This is a genomic window from Cryobacterium flavum (assembly GCF_900103805.1).
GTDB classification, from domain to species: domain Bacteria; phylum Actinomycetota; class Actinomycetes; order Actinomycetales; family Microbacteriaceae; genus Cryobacterium; species Cryobacterium flavum.
Map to the genome: position 1 here is coordinate 30,586 of NZ_FNIB01000001.1, position 17,893 is coordinate 48,478.

A 17,893-nucleotide genomic window follows, 5' to 3' on the forward strand; every position below is an offset into this window, starting at 1 on the left:
GTTACAGCTTGGCCATGATCTGGCGCGCAATGATGCGTCCGGCTCGGTTGGCGCCGACCGTGCTGGCTTGCGGACCGTACCCGGCGAAGAAGATGCGCGAATCGGTCCAGGACGCACCGGAACCAACCGAGACTCCGCCGGCCTTTTCCCGTAGTTTGAGCGGGGCCAGGTGCCGCAGCTCCGGCCGAAAACCGGATGCCCAGACGATCGCGTCGGCCTCGGTGAAGGTTCCGTCGCTCCAGCGCACCCCGGTCGGTTCGATGCTCGCAAACATGGGCCGGGCCACGAGCAGCCCACGGTCGATGCCGGCCGCGATGCGGCGGGTGACCGGCACTCCGGTGCCGCTGACGATGCTCGGGAGGGCCTTGCCGGCACGGGCCGCACGATCCTGTTGCATCACGGCCGCGACGGCGGTCACCTCGGCGAGCTCGTCGGTGTGACTGAAGTCGATCGGGCGACGTGACGCCCAGGTCAGGTCGCTGGCCACCCCCTCAAGCTCGAGCAGAAAGCCGATCGCCGACGTGCCGCCGCCCACCACGATCACCCGCTGGCCGGCGAACGCCTCACTCGAGACATAGCTCGCGGTGTGTACCTGCGTTCCTTCGAACGTGCTCGCGCCCGGGTAGTGCGGCACGAACGGCGCTCCCCAGGTGCCGGTCGCGTTGACGATCATGCGCGCGTTGGTCTTCTGGTCGCCGAAGAGGGGTGAGCTCGTGGCTACGACCAGGTCGGACTGCAGCGGTGCCACGCTGGTCACGGTGACCGGGCGCACCACGTTCAGCTCGTAGTGCTGCTCATAGTCGCGGTAATAGTCGCTGACGACGTCGCGGGCCGGCAGGTTTCGGTCGGCCGTGTCAAAGCTCAGGCCGAGGTCTTTCATGCCGGGAAGATCGTTGACGCGGTGCGCCGACCCGAGTTGCAGGGCCTGCCAGCGGTGCTGCCAGGCACCGCCGGTGCCCGGTCCGCGGTCGAAGATGATGAAGTCCCGGCCGGCCACGAGCTCGAACCGGCGCAGGTAGAAACCCACGGAGAGTCCGGCCTGGCCGGCGCCGATGATGACGATGGGCATGCTGACAGTGCCCGTCATATCGCCCCATTCCTACGGATTAGCCTTGCGAACGGCGTCCGCGGGGCGCAAGGCCCATCATGCTAAACTAAACCCTAGTTTTTACACATTCCGTTCGGCAAATCCCGAGGGTCTCGCGACTCGCTCGGCCTGGCATCGTAAGGGGGTCACGCATGGGGCGCGGCCGTCAAAAAGCAAAGCACACCAAGGTAGCTCGGGAGTTGAAGTATTTCAGCCCGGATACCAACTACAACGCGCTCGAACGCGAGCTCACCGGGCATCCGTCCGACCCGCGTCTCGACGAGGATCTCGCCAAGTGGCCGGAGTACGAAGCGGACAAGGCCAAGAAGTCCGCTGACGCTGGCACCGCTGATTCCGCTGACGATGACGACGATCCCGACGGTGACGATGACCGTTACGTCGACCACTACGCCACCGAAGACGAGAAGAAGCGCGCCTGACGCCGCCCTCGTCGTTCGCAGCATCCGTTCGCGGCATCCGCTCGCGCTGCCGCGACTCGTAGTCGCCACGATTCGTTGATCACGGGTCGCGCAACCGTTCACTGCTTGCGCGCCTGGCCCGCCACGCGCGCAGTCAGACCGCTGCAGCGCGTGCACCAACCGGCCGCGCCGGGCGCTACCGGGCCCGGCGCAGCCCGCGCCCCCACTCGTGCGCTCGCACCGCCCGAGGCGCTGGGGCGCGGGGTTAGCTCGCGTAGGCCCCGACAAGACGCACAGCGCCACCGTTGACGCCCTTAGCGCCCTGTTCGAATCCGGTCAGGTCGTGAGCGGCGCGCGAGACCCGACCGGTGACCCAGGCGGGAATGCCGCTCGTGGCCAGCCGGGCGATGACCGACGAAGCGGATGCCGCATCCACGACCGCAAACATGCCCACTCCGAGGTTCCAGGTTCCCTCGGCGCTTTCCAGCGTGGAGCCGGCCATGTCACCGAGAACCCGGAACACCGGGGCCGGGGACCACGTGGAGCGGTCAACCTCGACCCAGGATCCGACGGGCAGCACGCGGGCGAGGTTCGCCGCTATGCCGCCGCCGGTGACGTGACTGAGCGAGTGGATAGCGCCTGCCAGCTCTGGATCGTTGATCACGTCGAGCAGCGGCCCGGTGTACAGCCGGGTCGGCTCGAGCAGAACCTCACCGACCATGCCGCCGAGGTCGGCCGAGGTGTCGGTGTAACCGATGCCGCGCTGCGCCAGGATGTGACGCACGAGCGAATAGCCGTTGGAGTGCAGGCCGCTCGAGGCCATGGCGATGACGACGTCGCCGGACACGACCCTGTCGGCGCCGAGAACCTGGTCGGCTTCGACCACGCCGGTGGCCGCGCCGGCCACGTCGTAGTCGTCAGGGCCGAGCAGGCCGGGATGTTCGGCGGTTTCGCCGCCGACGAGGGCGGTTCCGGTCTCGGAGCAGGCGCGGGCGATGCCGGCCACGATTGAGGCGATGCGCTCGGGGACGACCTTGCCGCAGGCGATGTAGTCGGTCATGAACAGCGGGCGTGCTCCGACGACGATGATGTCGTCGACGACCATGCCCACCAGGTCTTGACCGATGGTGTCGTGCTTGTCGATGGCCTGTGCGATAGCGACCTTGGTGCCGACACCGTCTGTTGACGTGGCCAGGAGGGGCTGACGGAACTTGGTGAGGAACGACACGTCGAACAATCCGGCGAAACCACCGACACCGCCCCAAACCTCGGGGCCGTGCGTCTTAGAGACGGCCGACTTCATGAGCTCGACCGCGAGGTCACCAGCCCGGGTGTCGACTCCGGCTGCTGCATATGAGGAGTTGCTCATTCTGGTCTTCCCGGGTCACCGAACGGCACCTGGCCCAGGCGGGCCAGGGCTTCTTCTTTGCGTGCGGCGGGTGCCAGCACGGCTTCCAGGTCGGAATCCGGACCGGGGTCGCATCCGTTTGCCGCTGCCGGTCGCTCCAGCAGGTTCTTGCCGAGGTGCTGCGCTTCGGGCAGCGCGATCGGGTAGACGCCGGTGAAGCAGGCGGTGCAGAGGCGTTCGCGCGGCTGCTCGGTGGCGGCGATCATGCCGTCTTCGGAGAGGTAGCCGAGGCTGTCGGCGCCGATCGACTGGCGCACCTCGTCGATCTCGAGGCCAGTCGCAATGAGTTCGGCACGGCTGGCGAAGTCGATGCCGTAGAAACACGGCCAGGTGATCGGCGGGCTCGAGATGCGCACGTGCACCTCGGCAGCGCCGGCCTCCCGCAGCATGCTGACGAGTGCACGCTGCGTGTTGCCGCGCACGATCGAGTCGTCGACCACGATGAGACGTTTGCCCTTGATCACGTTCTTGAGCGGGTTCAATTTCAAGCGGATACCACGCTGCCGGATGGTCTGCGACGGCGCGATGAAGGTACGCCCGACGTAGGAGTTCTTGACGAGGCCCTGGCCGAACGGAATGCCCGATGCCTGCGCGTAGCCGATGGCTGCCGGGGTGCCGGATTCCGGGGTGGGGATGACGAGGTCGGCCTCGACCGGGTACTCGGCGGCGAGCTTGCGGCCCATCTCGACCCGGGCCTCGTGCACGCCGCGACCCGCGATGGTGGTGTCGGGGCGGGCGAGGTAGACGTATTCGAAGACGCAGCCCTTGGGGTCGGCCTTAGCGAAGCGCTGCGTGCGCAGCCCGTTCTCGTCGATGGTGATGAGCTCACCCGGTTCAACCTCGCGCACGAAGCTGGCACCGACGATGTCGAGGGCTGCGGTCTCGGAGGCGACGACCCAGCCGCGTTCCAGGCGGCCGAGCACCAGCGGCCGCACACCCTGGGGGTCGCGGGCCGCGTAGAGGGTGGTTTCATCCATAAAGACGAGGCAATAGGCGCCGCGGAGCCGTGGCAACACCTCGAGCGCTGTGGCTTCGAGGGTGTGGTCGAGGTCGCCGGTGAGCAGCGCGGTGACCACGGCGGTGTCGGTGGTGTTGCCGCGGGCGAGTTCACCGTCAACCTGCGGGTAGCGTTCGTGCACGAGCTGCAGCAGCTCGGCGGTGTTGGTGAGGTTGCCGTTGTGGCCGAGGGCCACCGTTCCGCTCGCGGTACGCCCGAGCGTCGGCTGGGCGTTCTGCCAGCTCGACGATCCGGTCGTGGAATAGCGGGTGTGCCCGACGGCGATGTGCCCCAGCAGGGTGCTCAGCGAAGCCTCATTGAAGACCTGCGAGACGAGTCCCATGTCTTTGTAAATGAGAATTTTGGTGCCGTCGCTCGTGGCGATTCCGGCCGATTCCTGGCCTCGATGTTGCAGGGCATACAGGCCGAAGTAGCTGAGTTTCGCTACCTCTTCGCCGGGAGCCCACACTCCGAAGACACCACAAGCATCTTGTGGGCCCTTCTCATTGGGAAGAAGATCGTGATTTAACAGTCCGTCGCCACCGGGCAAGCCGCAGCCTCTTTACTTCTCGTTGAACGCTTGGGAATCATCGTTGGGGGTGCCGGAGCCAGGCTCAGCGGCACGGTCGTTGGTGCTGTGTTCGTTCGCGCCCAGTCTATCGGCGACCACCGTCATTCGCGATCGACCCACAATACGGTCGATCACCAGCGCCACAGCGGCACCGAGGGTTGTGCCGACGGCTAGGCCTCCGAGCAGCAGAAAGCCGAAAATCTGTGCCCGGTCGTACTCATCATTCTCCGGAAAGGAGACCGTGAGAATGAGGGCGAGCAGCACACCGAGGACCGCTCCGAGCAGCATGAAGTTGCGGTAGCGCGGGGCCCGGTGCACGGTCACGGTCGCCTCAGCCAGCACGGTCTCGTCGGCGCTGCCAGGTGCCGTCGCACCGCCGCTGCTGGTCGACGGGTCTTGGGGTTGTTCAGCGCTGGGCTGCTCGGAAGAACTCACCCGCTCATTGTCCCATGGGCAGATGCGAGACTGACTATATGAACACGATTGCCGTACTCGGAAGCGCCAACATGGATCTCGTCGTACGCCAGGCGCGACTCCCCCGTCCCGGCGAGACGATGTTCGGGGCCAGTTTCACGACGGTTCCGGGCGGTAAGGGGCTCAATCAGGCGGTCGCCGCCGCCCGGTTGGGAGCGGATGTGACTTTTCTGGGAGCGGTAGGAGCGGATGCCTACGGGACGCAACTGCGCGCGCTGCTGGCGACCGAGGGCATCCGTTCTACCGAACTGGCCACAGCGGATGCCCCCACCGGCACCGCCCACATCTCCGTCGTGGACAGCGGCGAGAATTCGATCGTCGTGGTGTCGGGCGCCAATGCCACCGTGACCACCTTGAGTGTGGAGCAGCGCGCGATCGTGGCCGACTCAGCCTTTCTCGTCATGCAGTGCGAGCTGCCGGTTTCTGTGCTGGTCGAGGGGATCCGGGTTGCCCGCGCGGCGGGTGTGTTCACCGTGCTGACCCCGGCGCCGGTGGTGTCGCTGCCCGCCGGTTTTCTCTCCTCGGTCGACCTGGTCGTGCCGAACCAGATCGAAGCCGCCGCGCTCACCGGGGAAAGCGACCCGGTGCGTGCCGCCGAGGTGCTGAGCGCCGGGCAGACTTGGGCGATCGTGACCCTGGGCTCGGAAGGGTCGGTCGTGGCGTTTGACGGCGAGGCCCTCGGGCTCGCGCCGGCCCGCCCGGTGACGGCCGTCGATACGACGGCGGCGGGCGACACCTTCGTCGGAGCACTCGTAGCGCGCCTGGCGGTCGATTCCGGGCGCGGCACCGCCGTAACCCCCGATCAGATGATCGAGGCTGTGCGCTACGCCACGGTGGCGTCCTCAATCGCGGTGACCCGCGCCGGCGCCACCACCTCGATGCCGGTTTCGGCCGAAGTCGCAGCAATCCTCACCTGACAGCTGCGCAGCGCGCGCGAGATGCCACTTTCGGCCCCATGAGACGCCGCCAAGGGGCTGAAGATGGCAACTCGCGCCACACCGCCACATCCGCCCCACGAAACCTCGCGTGATGTCTCAGGACCGTGCTGACTCTTGGGCCCGTTAGCGGCGCGCGCGGATTGTCACCACGGCGATTGCGGCCGCAGCTACTGCGCCGAGCAGGATCAGCGCCAGGATCCAGATGTTGAACGGCACGACGTCATCGACGACGGTGACCTCCCCGGCGGCACCGATATCGTCGCTCGGGGTGTCGGCACCGGGGGCGGCGTATGGGGCGGTGGCGGCAGCATCCGTGTGTGCGGCGGCTATCTCGGCCGCGAGCGCTGCGCTGGCGGTGTCAGCGAGGGCCTGCGAGGCAGCCGTGAGCACGGCCGGAACCACGACCCGCGACGAAATGGACGTGCTGGGCCCAGGTTCCGCGGGTGGAACAACCTCGGGCACGATCGCCTCTGGCACGACCGGCGCGGCTACGGTCAGACGCCGCACCTCGGAGTAGGCGGCAGCTCCGTGAGGATCTTCGGAGTAGGCGAACCAGCCGTGGGTGCCGATGCCGGGGTTCCAGCTCGCGGTGACTGCGGTGCCGCTGGCCACGGCCTCGAAGGCGGCGATGGGGGTGGTCGTCAGGATGTCGACGGTGAAGGCATCCGTCGCGAGGGTTTTCTGCATCGATGTCATGCCGAAGGCCGCGTAGGGAACCGTGAATTCCTGGTGCTCGAGGTCGAGAGTGGGATCGTCGGAGTTGTACGCGTTGAGGTAGGGCGAGTAGGTGCGCACGCTGATCTGTTCGGCGGCGTTGTCGAAGTGCAGCAGCCGCAGAAAGGACTGGCCGCCCTCCGGCAGGCCCTGATAGTCGAACAGCATCTGGTAGACCGAGCGGTCGGGGGTGCCGTCATCGTTGTCGTCGAACTGATCGATGCGCGTGAAGGCGTCGTGGTAGTGCCCGGAGAAGACCATGGCCACGTTGGCGTTGGGTGCGACGACCTCGTCGTAGATCTGCTGCGGCACCGCCCCGAGGCCGCCGGTGGTGAGCATGTACTCGTGCAGGTTGAGAATGGCCGTGCGCTCGGGATACTGGGCCAGCACCTCGTTGAGCCAGGCGATGCCCTCCGTGCTCGGCGCCCAGCCGAGGTAGAGCATGATGAAGTCGATTCCGCCGGCCGTGATCAGGTCGTAGTGGCCGCGGTTGTCTTCGAAAGTGCCGCCGTACCAGGGGTTGGCGTCGTAGCGTTCGGCCCCGAAATTGGTCTTGTACGCGGCGTAGTCGGCGTCTTTTTGGCCGACATCGTGGTTGCCGGCCAGTACACCGTAGGGCAACTGGGCGTCGTCGAGCATGCTGTAGGCCGCGTTGGCGTTGGTCCACTGGTGTTCGTCTTCGAAGTTGTCGACGATGTCTCCAGTGTGGAACAGATACTGCAGGTTGACGGCGGCGCGCTGCTCGAGCAGGTAGTCGTGGATGTCGAGCTGGCGCTGGTAGAACGTGTCGTTGTAATACTGGGTGTCCGATTCAACGGCGAGGGTGAAGTCGTAGTTCGACCGTGCGGTGTCGTTCACATTGTTGACCGGCAAGGTGCTCGACCGATCGGAGAGGTCGGCGCCAGCGAAGCCCTCGGAGTGCTGGATCAGCACGGTCATGACCTGGTTCTGCACGTGGTCCACGGCGGGCACCATGGCGTCGAGAGTGAACTCGGTCGCGCCGGCCCCGATGGTCACGTGCCGGTCGAATTCTTCCCACACTCCCGTCGCCAGGTTCTGCACGTAGAGCAGCACCTTGGCGTCGGCGTTCGCCGTGCCGTCCCAGCGCACCCGCGCGGTGAAGTCGGCGCCGGCATCCGCTGGCACGTCCACCTCGAACAGTTGGTAGGGAAATTGCGAGTCCGAGGTGACCGGCTCGATCGCGCCATCCAGGCGCGCCATTGCAGTGACCTGGTCCCCGGTCAGCAGTGTTCTGGTGCCCCGATCGGTGCCGTTCGCAATGGCCGTGGTACCCGAATAGCCGCGCACACTGGCGTCAGCAGCGGATGCCACGAATCCCCGCCGAAAAGTGACGTCGAGCTGGTCACCGGTCGGGTCGGTTGCCCGTGCAGTAAGGCCGAGCGGCCCCTCATCGACGACGGCGCCGTCGAGTGGCGTGATCAGTTCGTTGCCGGGTTCCTCGACCGGAGTGGAGAAGACGGTGCTGAGCTCGCCGACGTTGCCGACCGTGTCCCGGGCGCTCAGCAGCAGGGCGTGTTCGCCGTCGGCCAGCTTGATCGACGAGGTCGCATAGGGCAGCTCGATGACTCGGCCGTCGAGGGTCGCGACGAGCGAGTCGAAGCCGGCACCGGCATCCGTCCCCGCACCGTTGAGCATGAACTCGCCCTGGTAGAGCTGGCCAGCCACAGCGGATGTCGTGACAACGGGAGCCGTGTTGTCGACCGTGATCGTGCGGGTCACCGCGTCGACGCCGTTGCTCGCGAGCACGGTGTGTGCACCGTCGGCGACGGCGGTGGTGTCCCAGGCGTGGGCAACGGCCATGTACGCGTCGTCCGGGATGGTGAAGCTCGCGTCGTAGAAGTCGAACCGGCCGGCGCTGTCGCCCATGTTGAGCACGGCGGTGGGATCGGTGTAGCCGTCGGGTTGAAGGCTGCGGCCGTCGGGCAGCACGAGGCGCGGGTTGCGAATTTGAAAGTCGTCGTTGTTTTCGTTCGGGTTGATCTCCGGGGCTACTTTCGAGCCGGCCCAGACGCTGACGACCAGGTCCTCGCCCTGCGTCACGTAGCTGAGCGGCACCGGGGTCCCGATGGTTTCCCAGCCCTCGGGGATTCCGTCGTCGAAGATGCGCAGCACGTCGGTGCCGACGAGCACGCCGTTTTGAAAGAAGGTGTTCACGGCGGTGACCTCGAACACGAACTGGGGTGCGAACTCCAGCTCGGGGTTCGTTATTACGGTCTGGCCGTCGATGTCCAGGGTCATACCGTCGGTGCTGCTGTCGCCGGCGGCCGACATCATCGTGCTGCCGGCGACGAATTGGCCGTCGGTGAGGTTGAGGCGCACCGGCGAGTTGTCGACCCCGGTGAGGTCTACGCGCTTTGTCGGAGAGATGGACTCCTTGCTGCCATCATTGGCCGTGAAGTAGTACTCGTACCACCGCTTGCCGGTGAGGTCGACCCGCTGCAAGTCGTACCGGTAGCCGTCGGCGCCGTCGGTGGACAGGTTTGTGGTCGCGTACTCAGCGTCGATATTGCTCTTGAGGTGCAGCTCGACGGTTCGTGCCTGCACGTTGTCGGTGACGGTGGCCGACAGAGCGAAGTTGTACGCCGGGTCGATCTCCGTGAGCGTGTGATCGGTGATCACGGGCGCGGTCGTGTCGGCGGCGACGTTCTTGAGGTCGCTCGGCACCTGTGCCGCGAAAACGTTGCCCGGATTGGCTGCGGCCTTACCGAGGTTCAGCTGCCGCCCGGGATTGCTAGTGTCGATGCCGTATTGGATGCCGACGTTGGGGTCGACGTCGTCTGCGCCGGCGAGGTTGTAATAGGCCGTGTTGACGCTGAAACCCGTGTTGGTCAGAATTTCGATGCCGCGCGCCGAACCGTTGGCCATTCCGCCGCTGAAGACCTCGACCAGATCACGACCCATGGTGAGGTTGGAGCCGAATGCGGCGTTGAAATCAGAGTCGGTGAGGGCGTCGTTCTGGCCGTTCTTGATCCAGAAGACGAGGTTTCCGCCGGGCGCGATGACCACGTCGGTCGGGGTGCTTGGCCAGAGCACCGTTCCGCTGTTGGTGAGGTCGGCGAGCGGATACAGGTAGTTGAGCGTGTAGTCCCCGAAGTTGATGGTGGCATTCGTGGCGTTGTACACCTCGATGAACTCGCCGCCGTCGGCCGATCCGACGTTGGTCGTGTCGGGCGTGATCTCGGTGATCTGCAGCGGCGCGGTGTCGGCGTTGGAGGGAGCGGGAGTCGCCATGTCGGTGGCCGCCATGGCCGAACCAGCCGGGGCGATCATACCCGCTCCGCCGATCAACAGCACGAGGCCCAGCGCGGTCAGCGACGGACGGAAGGAACGGGAGAGAATGCGCACTGAGCAGGCCTTTGTTTCATGGGCGGTCTCGCTCAAGCTAGGGGCGTCGAAGGTCCGGCCTGTGACGTCCCGGTGAACGGACGGGGCCGCTCCGAATCAGTCCCGCGTACTGGGGATGCGATTCATAACCACGGAAATACCGAGCACGACGAGCGTTTCCAGCCTTATTCCACAGATATCGGCCGGAATCTCCGCAGTTCGGTACGCGCTAGTTCAGGGGCAGCACCGGCACGTGCCCGGTCAGGTCGGCCCGGGCCCCGGAGGCATGGATGGCGCCCGACGCGACGCCGTCGGCGAAAGCGAGGGTGCCGGTCGCGAGGCCGAGCCAGGTGGCGACATCCATTTCGACCACATTGGGCGGCGTACCGCGAGTGTGCCGCGGTCCCTCAATGCACTGCGTGGCGCCGAACGGCGGCACCCGCACTTCGAGGGTGTTGCCCTCGGCCTGTTCCGCGAGCAGTTGCAGGGTGTAGCGCACGGCTTGGGCACGGATATCCCGGCTCGCGCTGGCGCCTTCGGCGAGCGCGGCCCGCACGGCCGCCCGGCCGGCTCCGTCGTCGATGCGCGCTCGTGCCATGGTCCCAGTCTGCCGGATCAGGCGGGCGCGAGGCATCGGGTAGCCTGAAACGGTGAAAATTCTGGTCCTTGGTTCCGGTGCCCGCGAGCACGCCATCATCACCGCGCTGCTTCGTGAGCAGCCGCGTCCGAGCGTGGAGTGCGCCCCCGGCAATGCCGGTATCGCCGCCGAGGTGCCGGTCGTGGCGCTCGACCCGAACGATCCGGTGGCCGTGACCGACTACGCGGTGCTGCACGGCGTTGAGCTCGTCGTGATCGGCCCGGAGGCTCCGCTCGTGGCCGGCGTGGCCGACGCCCTGCGCGAGCGCGGCATTGCCGTGTTTGGGCCGGACAAAGCCGCCGCCGCGCTCGAGGGCAGCAAAACCTTCGCCAAACGCATCATGGATGAGGCCGGCGTTCCCACCGGCCGGGCCGTGCGCGCCGGCACCCTCGCCGAGGCCGAATCCGCCCTCGACGAGTTCGGTGCCCCCTACGTCGTCAAAGCCGACGGACTCGCCGCCGGCAAGGGCGTGCTCGTAACCCCGGATCGGCCGGCAGCCCTCGCGCACGCGACGTACTGGCTCGAACACGGCAGCGTGCTCATCGAAGAGTTTCTCGACGGGCAGGAGATCTCGCTCTTTCTGCTCAGCGACGGCCAGAACGTGCTGCCGTTCTCCCCCGCCCAGGACTACAAGCGTGCCCTCGACCACGATGCCGGCCCCAACACCGGCGGCATGGGCGCCTACTCCCCGCTGCCCTGGCTCGACGCCTCATTCGGCAGCGAGACCGCGTTCATCGACGAGATCATCGAGACCGTCGCGCTTCCGACCGTTCGTCAGCTCGCCGCCGAGGGCACTCCCTTTGTCGGGCTGCTCTATTGTGGGCTCATTTTGACGGATGCCGGCATTCGCGTGATCGAATTCAACGCGCGCTTCGGAGACCCAGAGACGCAGGTCGTGCTGCCGCGCCTGGTCACGCCGCTGTCCGGCCTGCTGCTGGCCGCCGCGACCGGCGTGCTCGGCGACCTGCCCCGGCCCGAATTCTCCGCCGACGTGGCGGTGACCGTCGTGCTGGCGAGCGAGAACTACCCGGACACCCCGCTCATCGGCCGCGAAATCACCGGGCTCGAGGCCGCCCTGGCCGTGGACGGCGTCACGATCGCGCACGCCGCGACCCGGCTTGACGATGGCAGGCTCGTCTCGACGGGCGGGCGGGTGCTCAGCGTCGTCGCCGTCGGTGCCTCCTTCGCCGAGGCTCGGGCTCGCGCCTACGAGGCTCTCGGCCACGTATCCCTCGCCGGCGCCCATTTTCGCACGGATATTGCCGCCCGCGTGGCCTGACCGCTCTCCCTCATCGGCATCGGCATCGGCATTACTCCTGCAATCTGCTGACCGGCGCCCAAACTTGCCCGTCATTTCAGGGGTCCGATGTGTCGGGCAGATTTTCTGCAGGAGTTATGCCGCGTGGAGATGCGGGAGAATGAACGGGTGAGCCAATCTGAGCACGAGTCCCCCGCATCCGTTGCCGTCTTGGACGGGTGGACCCGCGTCTACTCGGGCAAGGTGCGCGACCTGTATCTCGAGAACGGCGAGACAACGGATACTCCCTCCCTCACGACCGCAGCCCGCGTGCTCGTGGTCGCAAGCGACCGGGTGAGCGCGTTCGACCACGTGCTCGAGCCCGGAATTCCGGGCAAGGGCGAGCTGCTCACCACCCTGAGCCTGTGGTGGTTCGACCGGCTGACCGGTGTGCCCAACCACCTCATCGCCGACCACGAGCAGGTCGGCAGCGCCGTGCGCGAGCTCATTCCCTCGAGCGTCGCTGGCCGGGCCATGCTCTGCCGCACCCTCGACATGTACCCGATCGAGTGCGTCGTGCGCGGCTACCTCACCGGCAGCGGCTGGAAGGAATATCTCGAAACCCAGTCGGTGTGCGGCATATCGCTTCCGGCCGGGCTGCAGAACGGCGACCGCCTGCCCGAACCCATCTACACCCCGGCCTGGAAGGCCCCGATGGGCCAGCACGACGAGAACATCTCGTTCGAGCGCACCGTCGAACTCGTCGGGCTCACCATTGCCGCCGAACTGCGCGACCTCTCGCTGGCCCTGTTTCAGGCCGCCGGAACGATCGCCGAGAAGGCCGGCGTCATTCTCGTCGACACCAAGTTCGAGTTCGGTGCCGACCGACACACCGGCGTGACCGTGCTCGCCGACGAGGTGCTCACCAGCGACTCCAGCCGCTATTGGGATGCCGCAGCCTGGCGAACCGGCACCACCTCCGAAACCCGCATGGCCAGTTTTGACAAGCAAATCGTGCGCAACTGGCTCGCGGCGAACTGGGACGGCACCGGCACTCCGCCCGAGCTGCCGACGGAGATCGTGCAGCAGACCGCGGCCCGCTATCGAGAACTTCTCGAACGCCTCACCGGCGCCTGAGCACACCAACACCGCGGCACACCAGCACCACAGCACAGCACAGCGGCACACCAGCACACCAACACCACTGCCGGCCCATCCCGTCGCAAACGGGGGAATCCGAACACTGCGAATCGCGGAATAGCCGGGGCGGCGCATCCGTTGAGCCTGCTGTGACCCTCACTGCGAAAGACCTGCTGGCCGCCGACACCGGAATGGGCGCGGTGACCCTGCGCGTGGGCAACCTCGACGCCATGATCGCCTATTACCGCGACATCGTGACGCTGGAGTTGCAAAGCCACGACGGCCCGGTAGCGGTACTCGGGCGCGGCCAGACCCCGCTCGTGATCCTGCAGCACGCCCCCGAGCTCAAGGCCGCCGAAGCACGCTCGGCCGGGCTCTACCACACAGCGATTCTGTTCGACACGCAGGCCGACCTCGCCGCCGCCGTGTACTCGATCGGCACGAAGGCCCCCGGAACGTTCACCGGCAGCGCCGATCACCTGGTCAGCCAGGCTTTCTACTTCACCGACCCCGAGGGCAACGGCATCGAGCTGTATTGGGACCGCGACCGCACCCTGTGGAGCTGGACCCACGGCCAGGTCGAAATGGCCTCGCTCTACCTCGACCCGAACGCATTCATTTCCGAGCATATGTCGGTTGAGCCGAGCGAGGGCCATGCCATCGTCGGCCATATCCACCTCTCGGTGGGCGACGTCGCGAGCGCCCGGGAGTTCTATGTGAACCGGCTCGGCTTCGAGGCGACCGCGAACTTCGGGCCCTCGGCGCTGTTCGTCTCGGCTGGAAGCTACCACCACCACATGGCCATGAACACCTGGGAAAGCTCGGGCAGCGGCAAGCGTCGCCTGGCCCTCGGCCTCGGCGAGGTCAGCATCATCGTGCCCAGCACCGACGACGTGGGTGCCTTGGGCGAACGGATGGCCCACTACAAAGTCGACACCACTCACGACGGCCAGACCCTCGCTTTCGACGACCCGTGGGCCAACCGCATCCGAGTGAGCGCAGCCGACCCAGCGACCGTCTAACCCTTACCGGGCGGCGCGGGCCGCCCGACGGGTCAGGCCGTGCACTGTGGCCTGATAGTCCTTCACGTCGAGCGGGCGGCCGGGCAGCTTGGGCCGAGGCGCGTCGGCGGCACGCAGGCCGTCGAGCACGATGGAGAGCTGACGGCGCCACTGGCCGGCGTAACCGTCGCCGAGGCCGCCGAGCGACCCGACCATGGTGACGAGCACGGCGAGGTCGACCGCGTCGACGTCGCGGCGCAGGGTGCCGTCCTTCTTGGCGCGGGCCACCAGGCTCGCGATGAAGCCGTCGAACTCGGCAGCGGGCCTGGCTGACGGGTCGAGCTGTGCCATGCGTCGCAGGATCGGCGGCAATGACGGGGCGGCGACGAGCCATTCGGCGACCCGTTCGGTGTAGACAACGAGCGCCTCCCACGGGGTGGGGGCAGCCTCGATCTCCCCGCGCACCGCGTGCAGTTCTGCCAGAGCCAGGTCGTAGAGCGCCCGAACCAGGTCGTCGCGCGTCGAAAAGTTGCGGTACAGCGTGGCAACACCGACCTCGGCCTGACGCGCGATCTCCTCGAGTGAGGCGTCGATCCCGTACTGGGCAAACTGGGCGCGAGCCGACACTACGAGACGGTCCCGGTTCAGCCGGGCGTCGCGGCGGCGGGGCGCACTCGCTGCGGTTCGCTCGGGTGCAGACGGGGCTGGCACGCCATCCTGGGGCTTTCGGGTCGGCGGGGTCATGCGCTCCAGTCTAGAACTTTGACGTGCCCGGTTCGCTGTGGTGTTGCGCCGACAGCCGCAACCTGCGCACAATTTGAACAAGCCGAACGGAACCCGATGACTCTCAAGAACAACACCCGTGACTTCGACCCCGAGATCGTCACCGATTTTCGAGAGAAGATGAGCTACGGGGCCTACCTCGACCTACCGACCCTGCTCGACGCCCAGAAGCCGGTCAGCGTACCGGAACACCACGATGAGCTGCTGTTCATCATCCAGCACCAGACCACCGAGCTCTGGCTCAAGCTCGTGCTGCACGAACTACAGGCTGCCATCGAGGCGCTGCGGCAGGACCAGCTCGCTCCGGCTCTCAAGGGCATCGCCCGGGTCAAGCACATTCAGCGAACCCTGACCGAGCAGTGGTCGGTGCTCGCGACCCTCACGCCCACCGAATACGCCCAGTTTCGGAATTTTCTCGGCTCTTCCAGTGGCTTTCAGTCGTATCAGTACCGCGCGGTCGAGTTCGCGCTCGGCAACAAGAACCGCCGCATGCTCACGGTTTTCGAAGCGGATGCCGCTGCCCACACCCTGCTGACCGCCACCTTTGAGTCCCCCAGCCTCTACGACGAGTTTCTGCGCTACCTTCACCGGGCCGGCTACGACATTCCCGCCGCTGTGCTCGAGCGCGACGTCACCGAGGCGTGGACCTTGCACCCCGAACTCGTGCATACCTTTCGGGGAATATACGAGAACGCCTCCGAGCACTGGGCCGCCTATGAGGCCTGCGAAGAACTCGTCGACCTTGAGGACAACTTTCAACTCTGGCGCTTTCGCCACCTCAAGACGGTGCAACGCATCATCGGTATGAAGCACGGCACCGGCGGATCCAGTGGAGCGGCCTTTCTGCAGAAGGCCCTCGAACTCACTTTCTTTCCCGAGTTGTTCGCCGTGCGAACGGAGATCGGCGCGTGACCACTCACTTTCTGGTCGGCCGAGGTACCGTGCTGCCGGGCTTTCTCGACGCACACCTTCACCTGGCCCTGATCGACGGAACAGTTTTGCCGAGCGGTGGAATCGCACGGGCCATCGACCTCGGTGGCTGGCTGCCTGACGACCTCCGGACATCTATGCCCGATCTGGCATACGCGCACCAGTTCATCAACTCTCCCGGCGGCTACCCCAGCCGGGCCAGCTGGGCCGAGCCCGCCTGGAGCTGCGCGGTCGCCTCCATAGCGGATGCCACCACCGCGGTCGATTTGCAAGCCGCGGCTGGGGCATCCGTTCTGAAAATTACCCTCAACTCGGTCGCCGGCCCGGTGTTCGGCGCCGAGGTATTGGCCGCACTCGTGGGGCGGGCGCACGAACGTTCCCTGCCGGTCGTGGCGCACGCCGAGGGTGCGGGTCAAGCCGATCGCGCGTTTACCGCTGGAGTGGACGCGTTCGCCCACACCCCGTTTTCGGAGCGCCTCGCCGATGATCTCGTGACCGCGATGGCCGCCCGCATGTCCTGGATCAGCACCCTGGACATTCACGGCTGGGGTCGCCCCACTGCCGCGTTCGAGATTGCCAGCGACAATCTGCGTCGGTTCCACGCGGCCGGCGGGCGGGTGCTGTACGGCACCGACCTCGGCAACGGCCCGCTGCCGCTCGGGTTGAACTCGGGTGAGATCGCGGCGCTGCTCGACGCGGGGCTGACTCCCGGCGAGGTCTTGACCGCCCTCTGCTCGCCGGCACCGCTCGGCCTGACCCTGGCCGATAGCCGGGTGACCTTCATCCCGGGGGAACGGCCGCGCGATCCCCTGGACTTCACCGACTGGCTCTGCACCGCCCGCGCCCTCACCCGCCCCGAACTCGAGGTTCTCGCATGACTCCCAGCTTCACCAGCTCAACCGGCCAGGGCGCCCACCTCGCCTTCGCGCGACGGATGGACCGCATCGACGGCCTCGCCCACTACCGCGCCCGGTTCCTCGGCACCGACGCCGACCCCGCCACGGCCAATCCTCGCTCGTACCTCGACGGCAACTCGCTCGGCCGTCCGCTGCGGGCCAGCGCCGAACGCATCGCCGACTTTCTCGCCAACGACTGGGGCACCCGACTCATTCGAGGCTGGGACGAGCAGTGGATGGAACTTCCCCTGCAGATCGGCGACGACCTCGGCCGCACCTGCCTCGGCGCCGCGGCCGGCCAGGTCTTCGTCGGCGATTCCACCACCGTGCTGCTCTATAAACTGGCCCGCGCCGCCGTGGATTCGCGGCCGCGCCGCACTGAAATCGTGGTCGACAGCGACAACTTTCCCACCGACCGGTACATTCTGGAGGGCATTGCGCGCGAGCGCGGTCTCACCCTGCGCTGGATCGAATCCGACACTGAGGGTGGGGTAACCGCCGACCAGGTGCGCAGCGTGGTCGGCCCGCAGACCTCGCTCGTGCTGCTCAGCCACGTGGCCTACCGTTCCGGCTACCTCGCCGATATGCAGGCCATCACCGCCGTCGCCCACGAACACGACGCCCTCGTGCTCTGGGACCTCAGCCACTCGGTGGGGTCGGTTGCGGTCGATCTCGATGCCTGCGACGTCGACCTCGCGGTCGGCTGCTCCTACAAGTACCTGAGCGGTGGGCCGGGCGCACCCGCGTTCGGCTATGTAAAGAGTGATCTGCAGGACGTGCTTTCCCAGCCAATCCAGGGTTGGATGGGCGCGCAGGCCATCTTCGAGATGGGGCCGGGGTATGTGCCGGCCACCGGCATCCGTCGTTTCATGAGCGGCACTCCCGCAGTCGTGGGCATGCTCGCCATGCAGGACACGATTGCCATGATCGATGAGGCCACGATCGGGTCGGTGCGGGCGAAGTCGGTGGCGCTGACCGAGTTCGCCATCACCCTCGTCGATGAGTGGCTGGCACCGATGGGCGTCACCGTGGCCTCGCCGCGGGAGCAGACGCATCGCGGCGGTCACGTGACAATCAACCATCCGCTCATGCGTCAGGTCACGAGAATTCTGTGGGATAACGATGTCATTCCCGATTTTCGCAGCCCCAACGGCCTGCGGCTCGGCCTCGCCCCGCTCAGCACGAGCTTTGTCGAAACCTACGACGGAGTGGCCGCCGTGCGTGACGTGTTGCGCGGCATTCTGCTCGGCCAGAACGGCATCTCCGAGTGACGCGCGCCGGGCCGCCCAAGCTGCGGCCTGTAGAATTGCAGTGAT

At 66.7% G+C, this 17,893-nt stretch carries 15 protein-coding genes; 8 read left to right on the forward strand and 7 right to left on the reverse strand.

Annotated elements, in window-relative coordinates; all coding sequences use genetic code 11:
* Nucleotide 1 precedes the first annotated feature (1 nt).
* A complete protein-coding gene (locus BLS91_RS00120; protein WP_092338047.1) occupies nt 2–1,087 on the reverse strand; it encodes an NAD(P)-binding domain-containing protein in 1,086 nt (361 codons plus the stop codon).
* A 152-nt stretch (nt 1,088–1,239) separates the two neighbouring features.
* Between BLS91_RS00120 and BLS91_RS00125 the strand changes: the two genes are divergently transcribed.
* Nucleotides 1,240–1,527, forward strand: a complete 288-nt coding sequence (locus BLS91_RS00125; protein WP_092338049.1) for a DUF3073 domain-containing protein — start codon at nt 1,240–1,242, stop codon at nt 1,525–1,527.
* A gap of 244 nt (nt 1,528–1,771) precedes the next feature.
* On the opposite strand, the gene purM is transcribed toward BLS91_RS00125, so the two are convergent.
* Genes purM through BLS91_RS00140 form a run of 3 tightly spaced genes read right to left on the reverse strand, consistent with a single transcriptional unit; the run spans nt 1,772 to nt 4,917 of the window.
* Nucleotides 1,772–2,875 (reverse strand): phosphoribosylformylglycinamidine cyclo-ligase, encoded by a 1,104-nt coding sequence (purM, locus tag BLS91_RS00130; RefSeq protein ID WP_092338051.1) that lies wholly within the window; start codon nt 2,873–2,875, stop codon nt 1,772–1,774.
* Nucleotides 2,872–4,461, reverse strand: a complete 1,590-nt coding sequence (gene purF, locus BLS91_RS00135) for an amidophosphoribosyltransferase (protein WP_233197286.1) — start codon at nt 4,459–4,461, stop codon at nt 2,872–2,874. The genes purM and purF overlap by 4 nt, the downstream gene beginning before the upstream one ends.
* Before the next feature lie 12 nt (nt 4,462–4,473).
* Complete coding sequence (locus BLS91_RS00140) at nt 4,474–4,917, reverse strand: hypothetical protein (RefSeq protein WP_092338053.1); 444 nt, start codon at nt 4,915–4,917, stop codon at nt 4,474–4,476.
* A gap of 38 nt (nt 4,918–4,955) precedes the next feature.
* On the opposite strand from BLS91_RS00140, the gene BLS91_RS00145 reads away from it, so the two are divergent.
* Nucleotides 4,956–5,873 carry a ribokinase gene (locus BLS91_RS00145; RefSeq protein ID WP_092338055.1) on the forward strand — a complete coding sequence of 306 codons (918 nt, stop codon included), beginning with the start codon at nt 4,956–4,958 and terminating at the stop codon, nt 5,871–5,873.
* Between the two features lie 144 nt (nt 5,874–6,017).
* Here BLS91_RS00145 and BLS91_RS00150 read toward each other — a convergent pair whose 3' ends face one another.
* Together BLS91_RS00150 and BLS91_RS00155 are read right to left on the reverse strand one after the other, a co-directional pair.
* A complete protein-coding gene (locus BLS91_RS00150; protein ID WP_092338057.1) occupies nt 6,018–9,974 on the reverse strand; it encodes a lamin tail domain-containing metallophosphoesterase family protein in 3,957 nt (1,318 codons plus the stop codon).
* Between the two features lie 208 nt (nt 9,975–10,182).
* Nucleotides 10,183–10,551 (reverse strand): sterol carrier family protein, encoded by a 369-nt coding sequence (locus BLS91_RS00155; RefSeq protein WP_092338059.1) that lies wholly within the window; start codon nt 10,549–10,551, stop codon nt 10,183–10,185.
* A gap of 52 nt (nt 10,552–10,603) precedes the next feature.
* Here BLS91_RS00155 and purD point away from each other — a divergent pair, with 52 nt between their 5' ends.
* The 3 genes from purD to BLS91_RS00170 all read left to right on the forward strand — a co-directional run bounded on the left by purD (nt 10,604) and on the right by BLS91_RS00170 (nt 13,989).
* Complete coding sequence (gene purD / locus BLS91_RS00160) at nt 10,604–11,869, forward strand: phosphoribosylamine--glycine ligase (protein WP_092338061.1); 1,266 nt, start codon at nt 10,604–10,606, stop codon at nt 11,867–11,869.
* 129 nt (nt 11,870–11,998) lie between these two features.
* Entirely contained in the window at nt 11,999–12,964 is a 966-nt protein-coding gene (locus BLS91_RS00165) for a phosphoribosylaminoimidazolesuccinocarboxamide synthase (protein WP_092338754.1), read from the forward strand.
* Between the two features lie 194 nt (nt 12,965–13,158).
* Nucleotides 13,159–13,989, forward strand: a complete 831-nt coding sequence (locus tag BLS91_RS00170; RefSeq protein ID WP_092338756.1) for a VOC family protein — start codon at nt 13,159–13,161, stop codon at nt 13,987–13,989.
* Nucleotides 13,990–13,992: 3 nt separating this feature from the next.
* Here BLS91_RS00170 and BLS91_RS00175 read toward each other — a convergent pair whose 3' ends face one another.
* Nucleotides 13,993–14,712 carry a TetR/AcrR family transcriptional regulator gene (locus BLS91_RS00175; protein ID WP_092338063.1) on the reverse strand — a complete coding sequence of 240 codons (720 nt, stop codon included), beginning with the start codon at nt 14,710–14,712 and terminating at the stop codon, nt 13,993–13,995.
* Between the two features lie 96 nt (nt 14,713–14,808).
* Between BLS91_RS00175 and kynA the strand changes: the two genes are divergently transcribed.
* The 3 genes from kynA to BLS91_RS00190 are packed head-to-tail and all read left to right on the forward strand — an operon-like array spanning nt 14,809 to nt 17,848.
* Nucleotides 14,809–15,663: a tryptophan 2,3-dioxygenase gene (gene kynA / locus BLS91_RS00180; protein WP_092338065.1), complete on the forward strand. Its 855-nt coding sequence runs from the start codon at nt 14,809–14,811 to the stop codon at nt 15,661–15,663.
* Entirely contained in the window at nt 15,660–16,559 is a 900-nt protein-coding gene (locus tag BLS91_RS00185; RefSeq protein WP_092338067.1) for an amidohydrolase family protein, read from the forward strand. The genes kynA and BLS91_RS00185 overlap by 4 nt, the downstream gene beginning before the upstream one ends.
* Nucleotides 16,556–17,848 (forward strand): kynureninase, encoded by a 1,293-nt coding sequence (locus BLS91_RS00190; protein WP_092338069.1) that lies wholly within the window; start codon nt 16,556–16,558, stop codon nt 17,846–17,848. Before BLS91_RS00185 ends, BLS91_RS00190 begins: the two co-directional genes overlap by 4 nt.
* Nucleotides 17,849–17,893 lie beyond the last annotated feature (45 nt).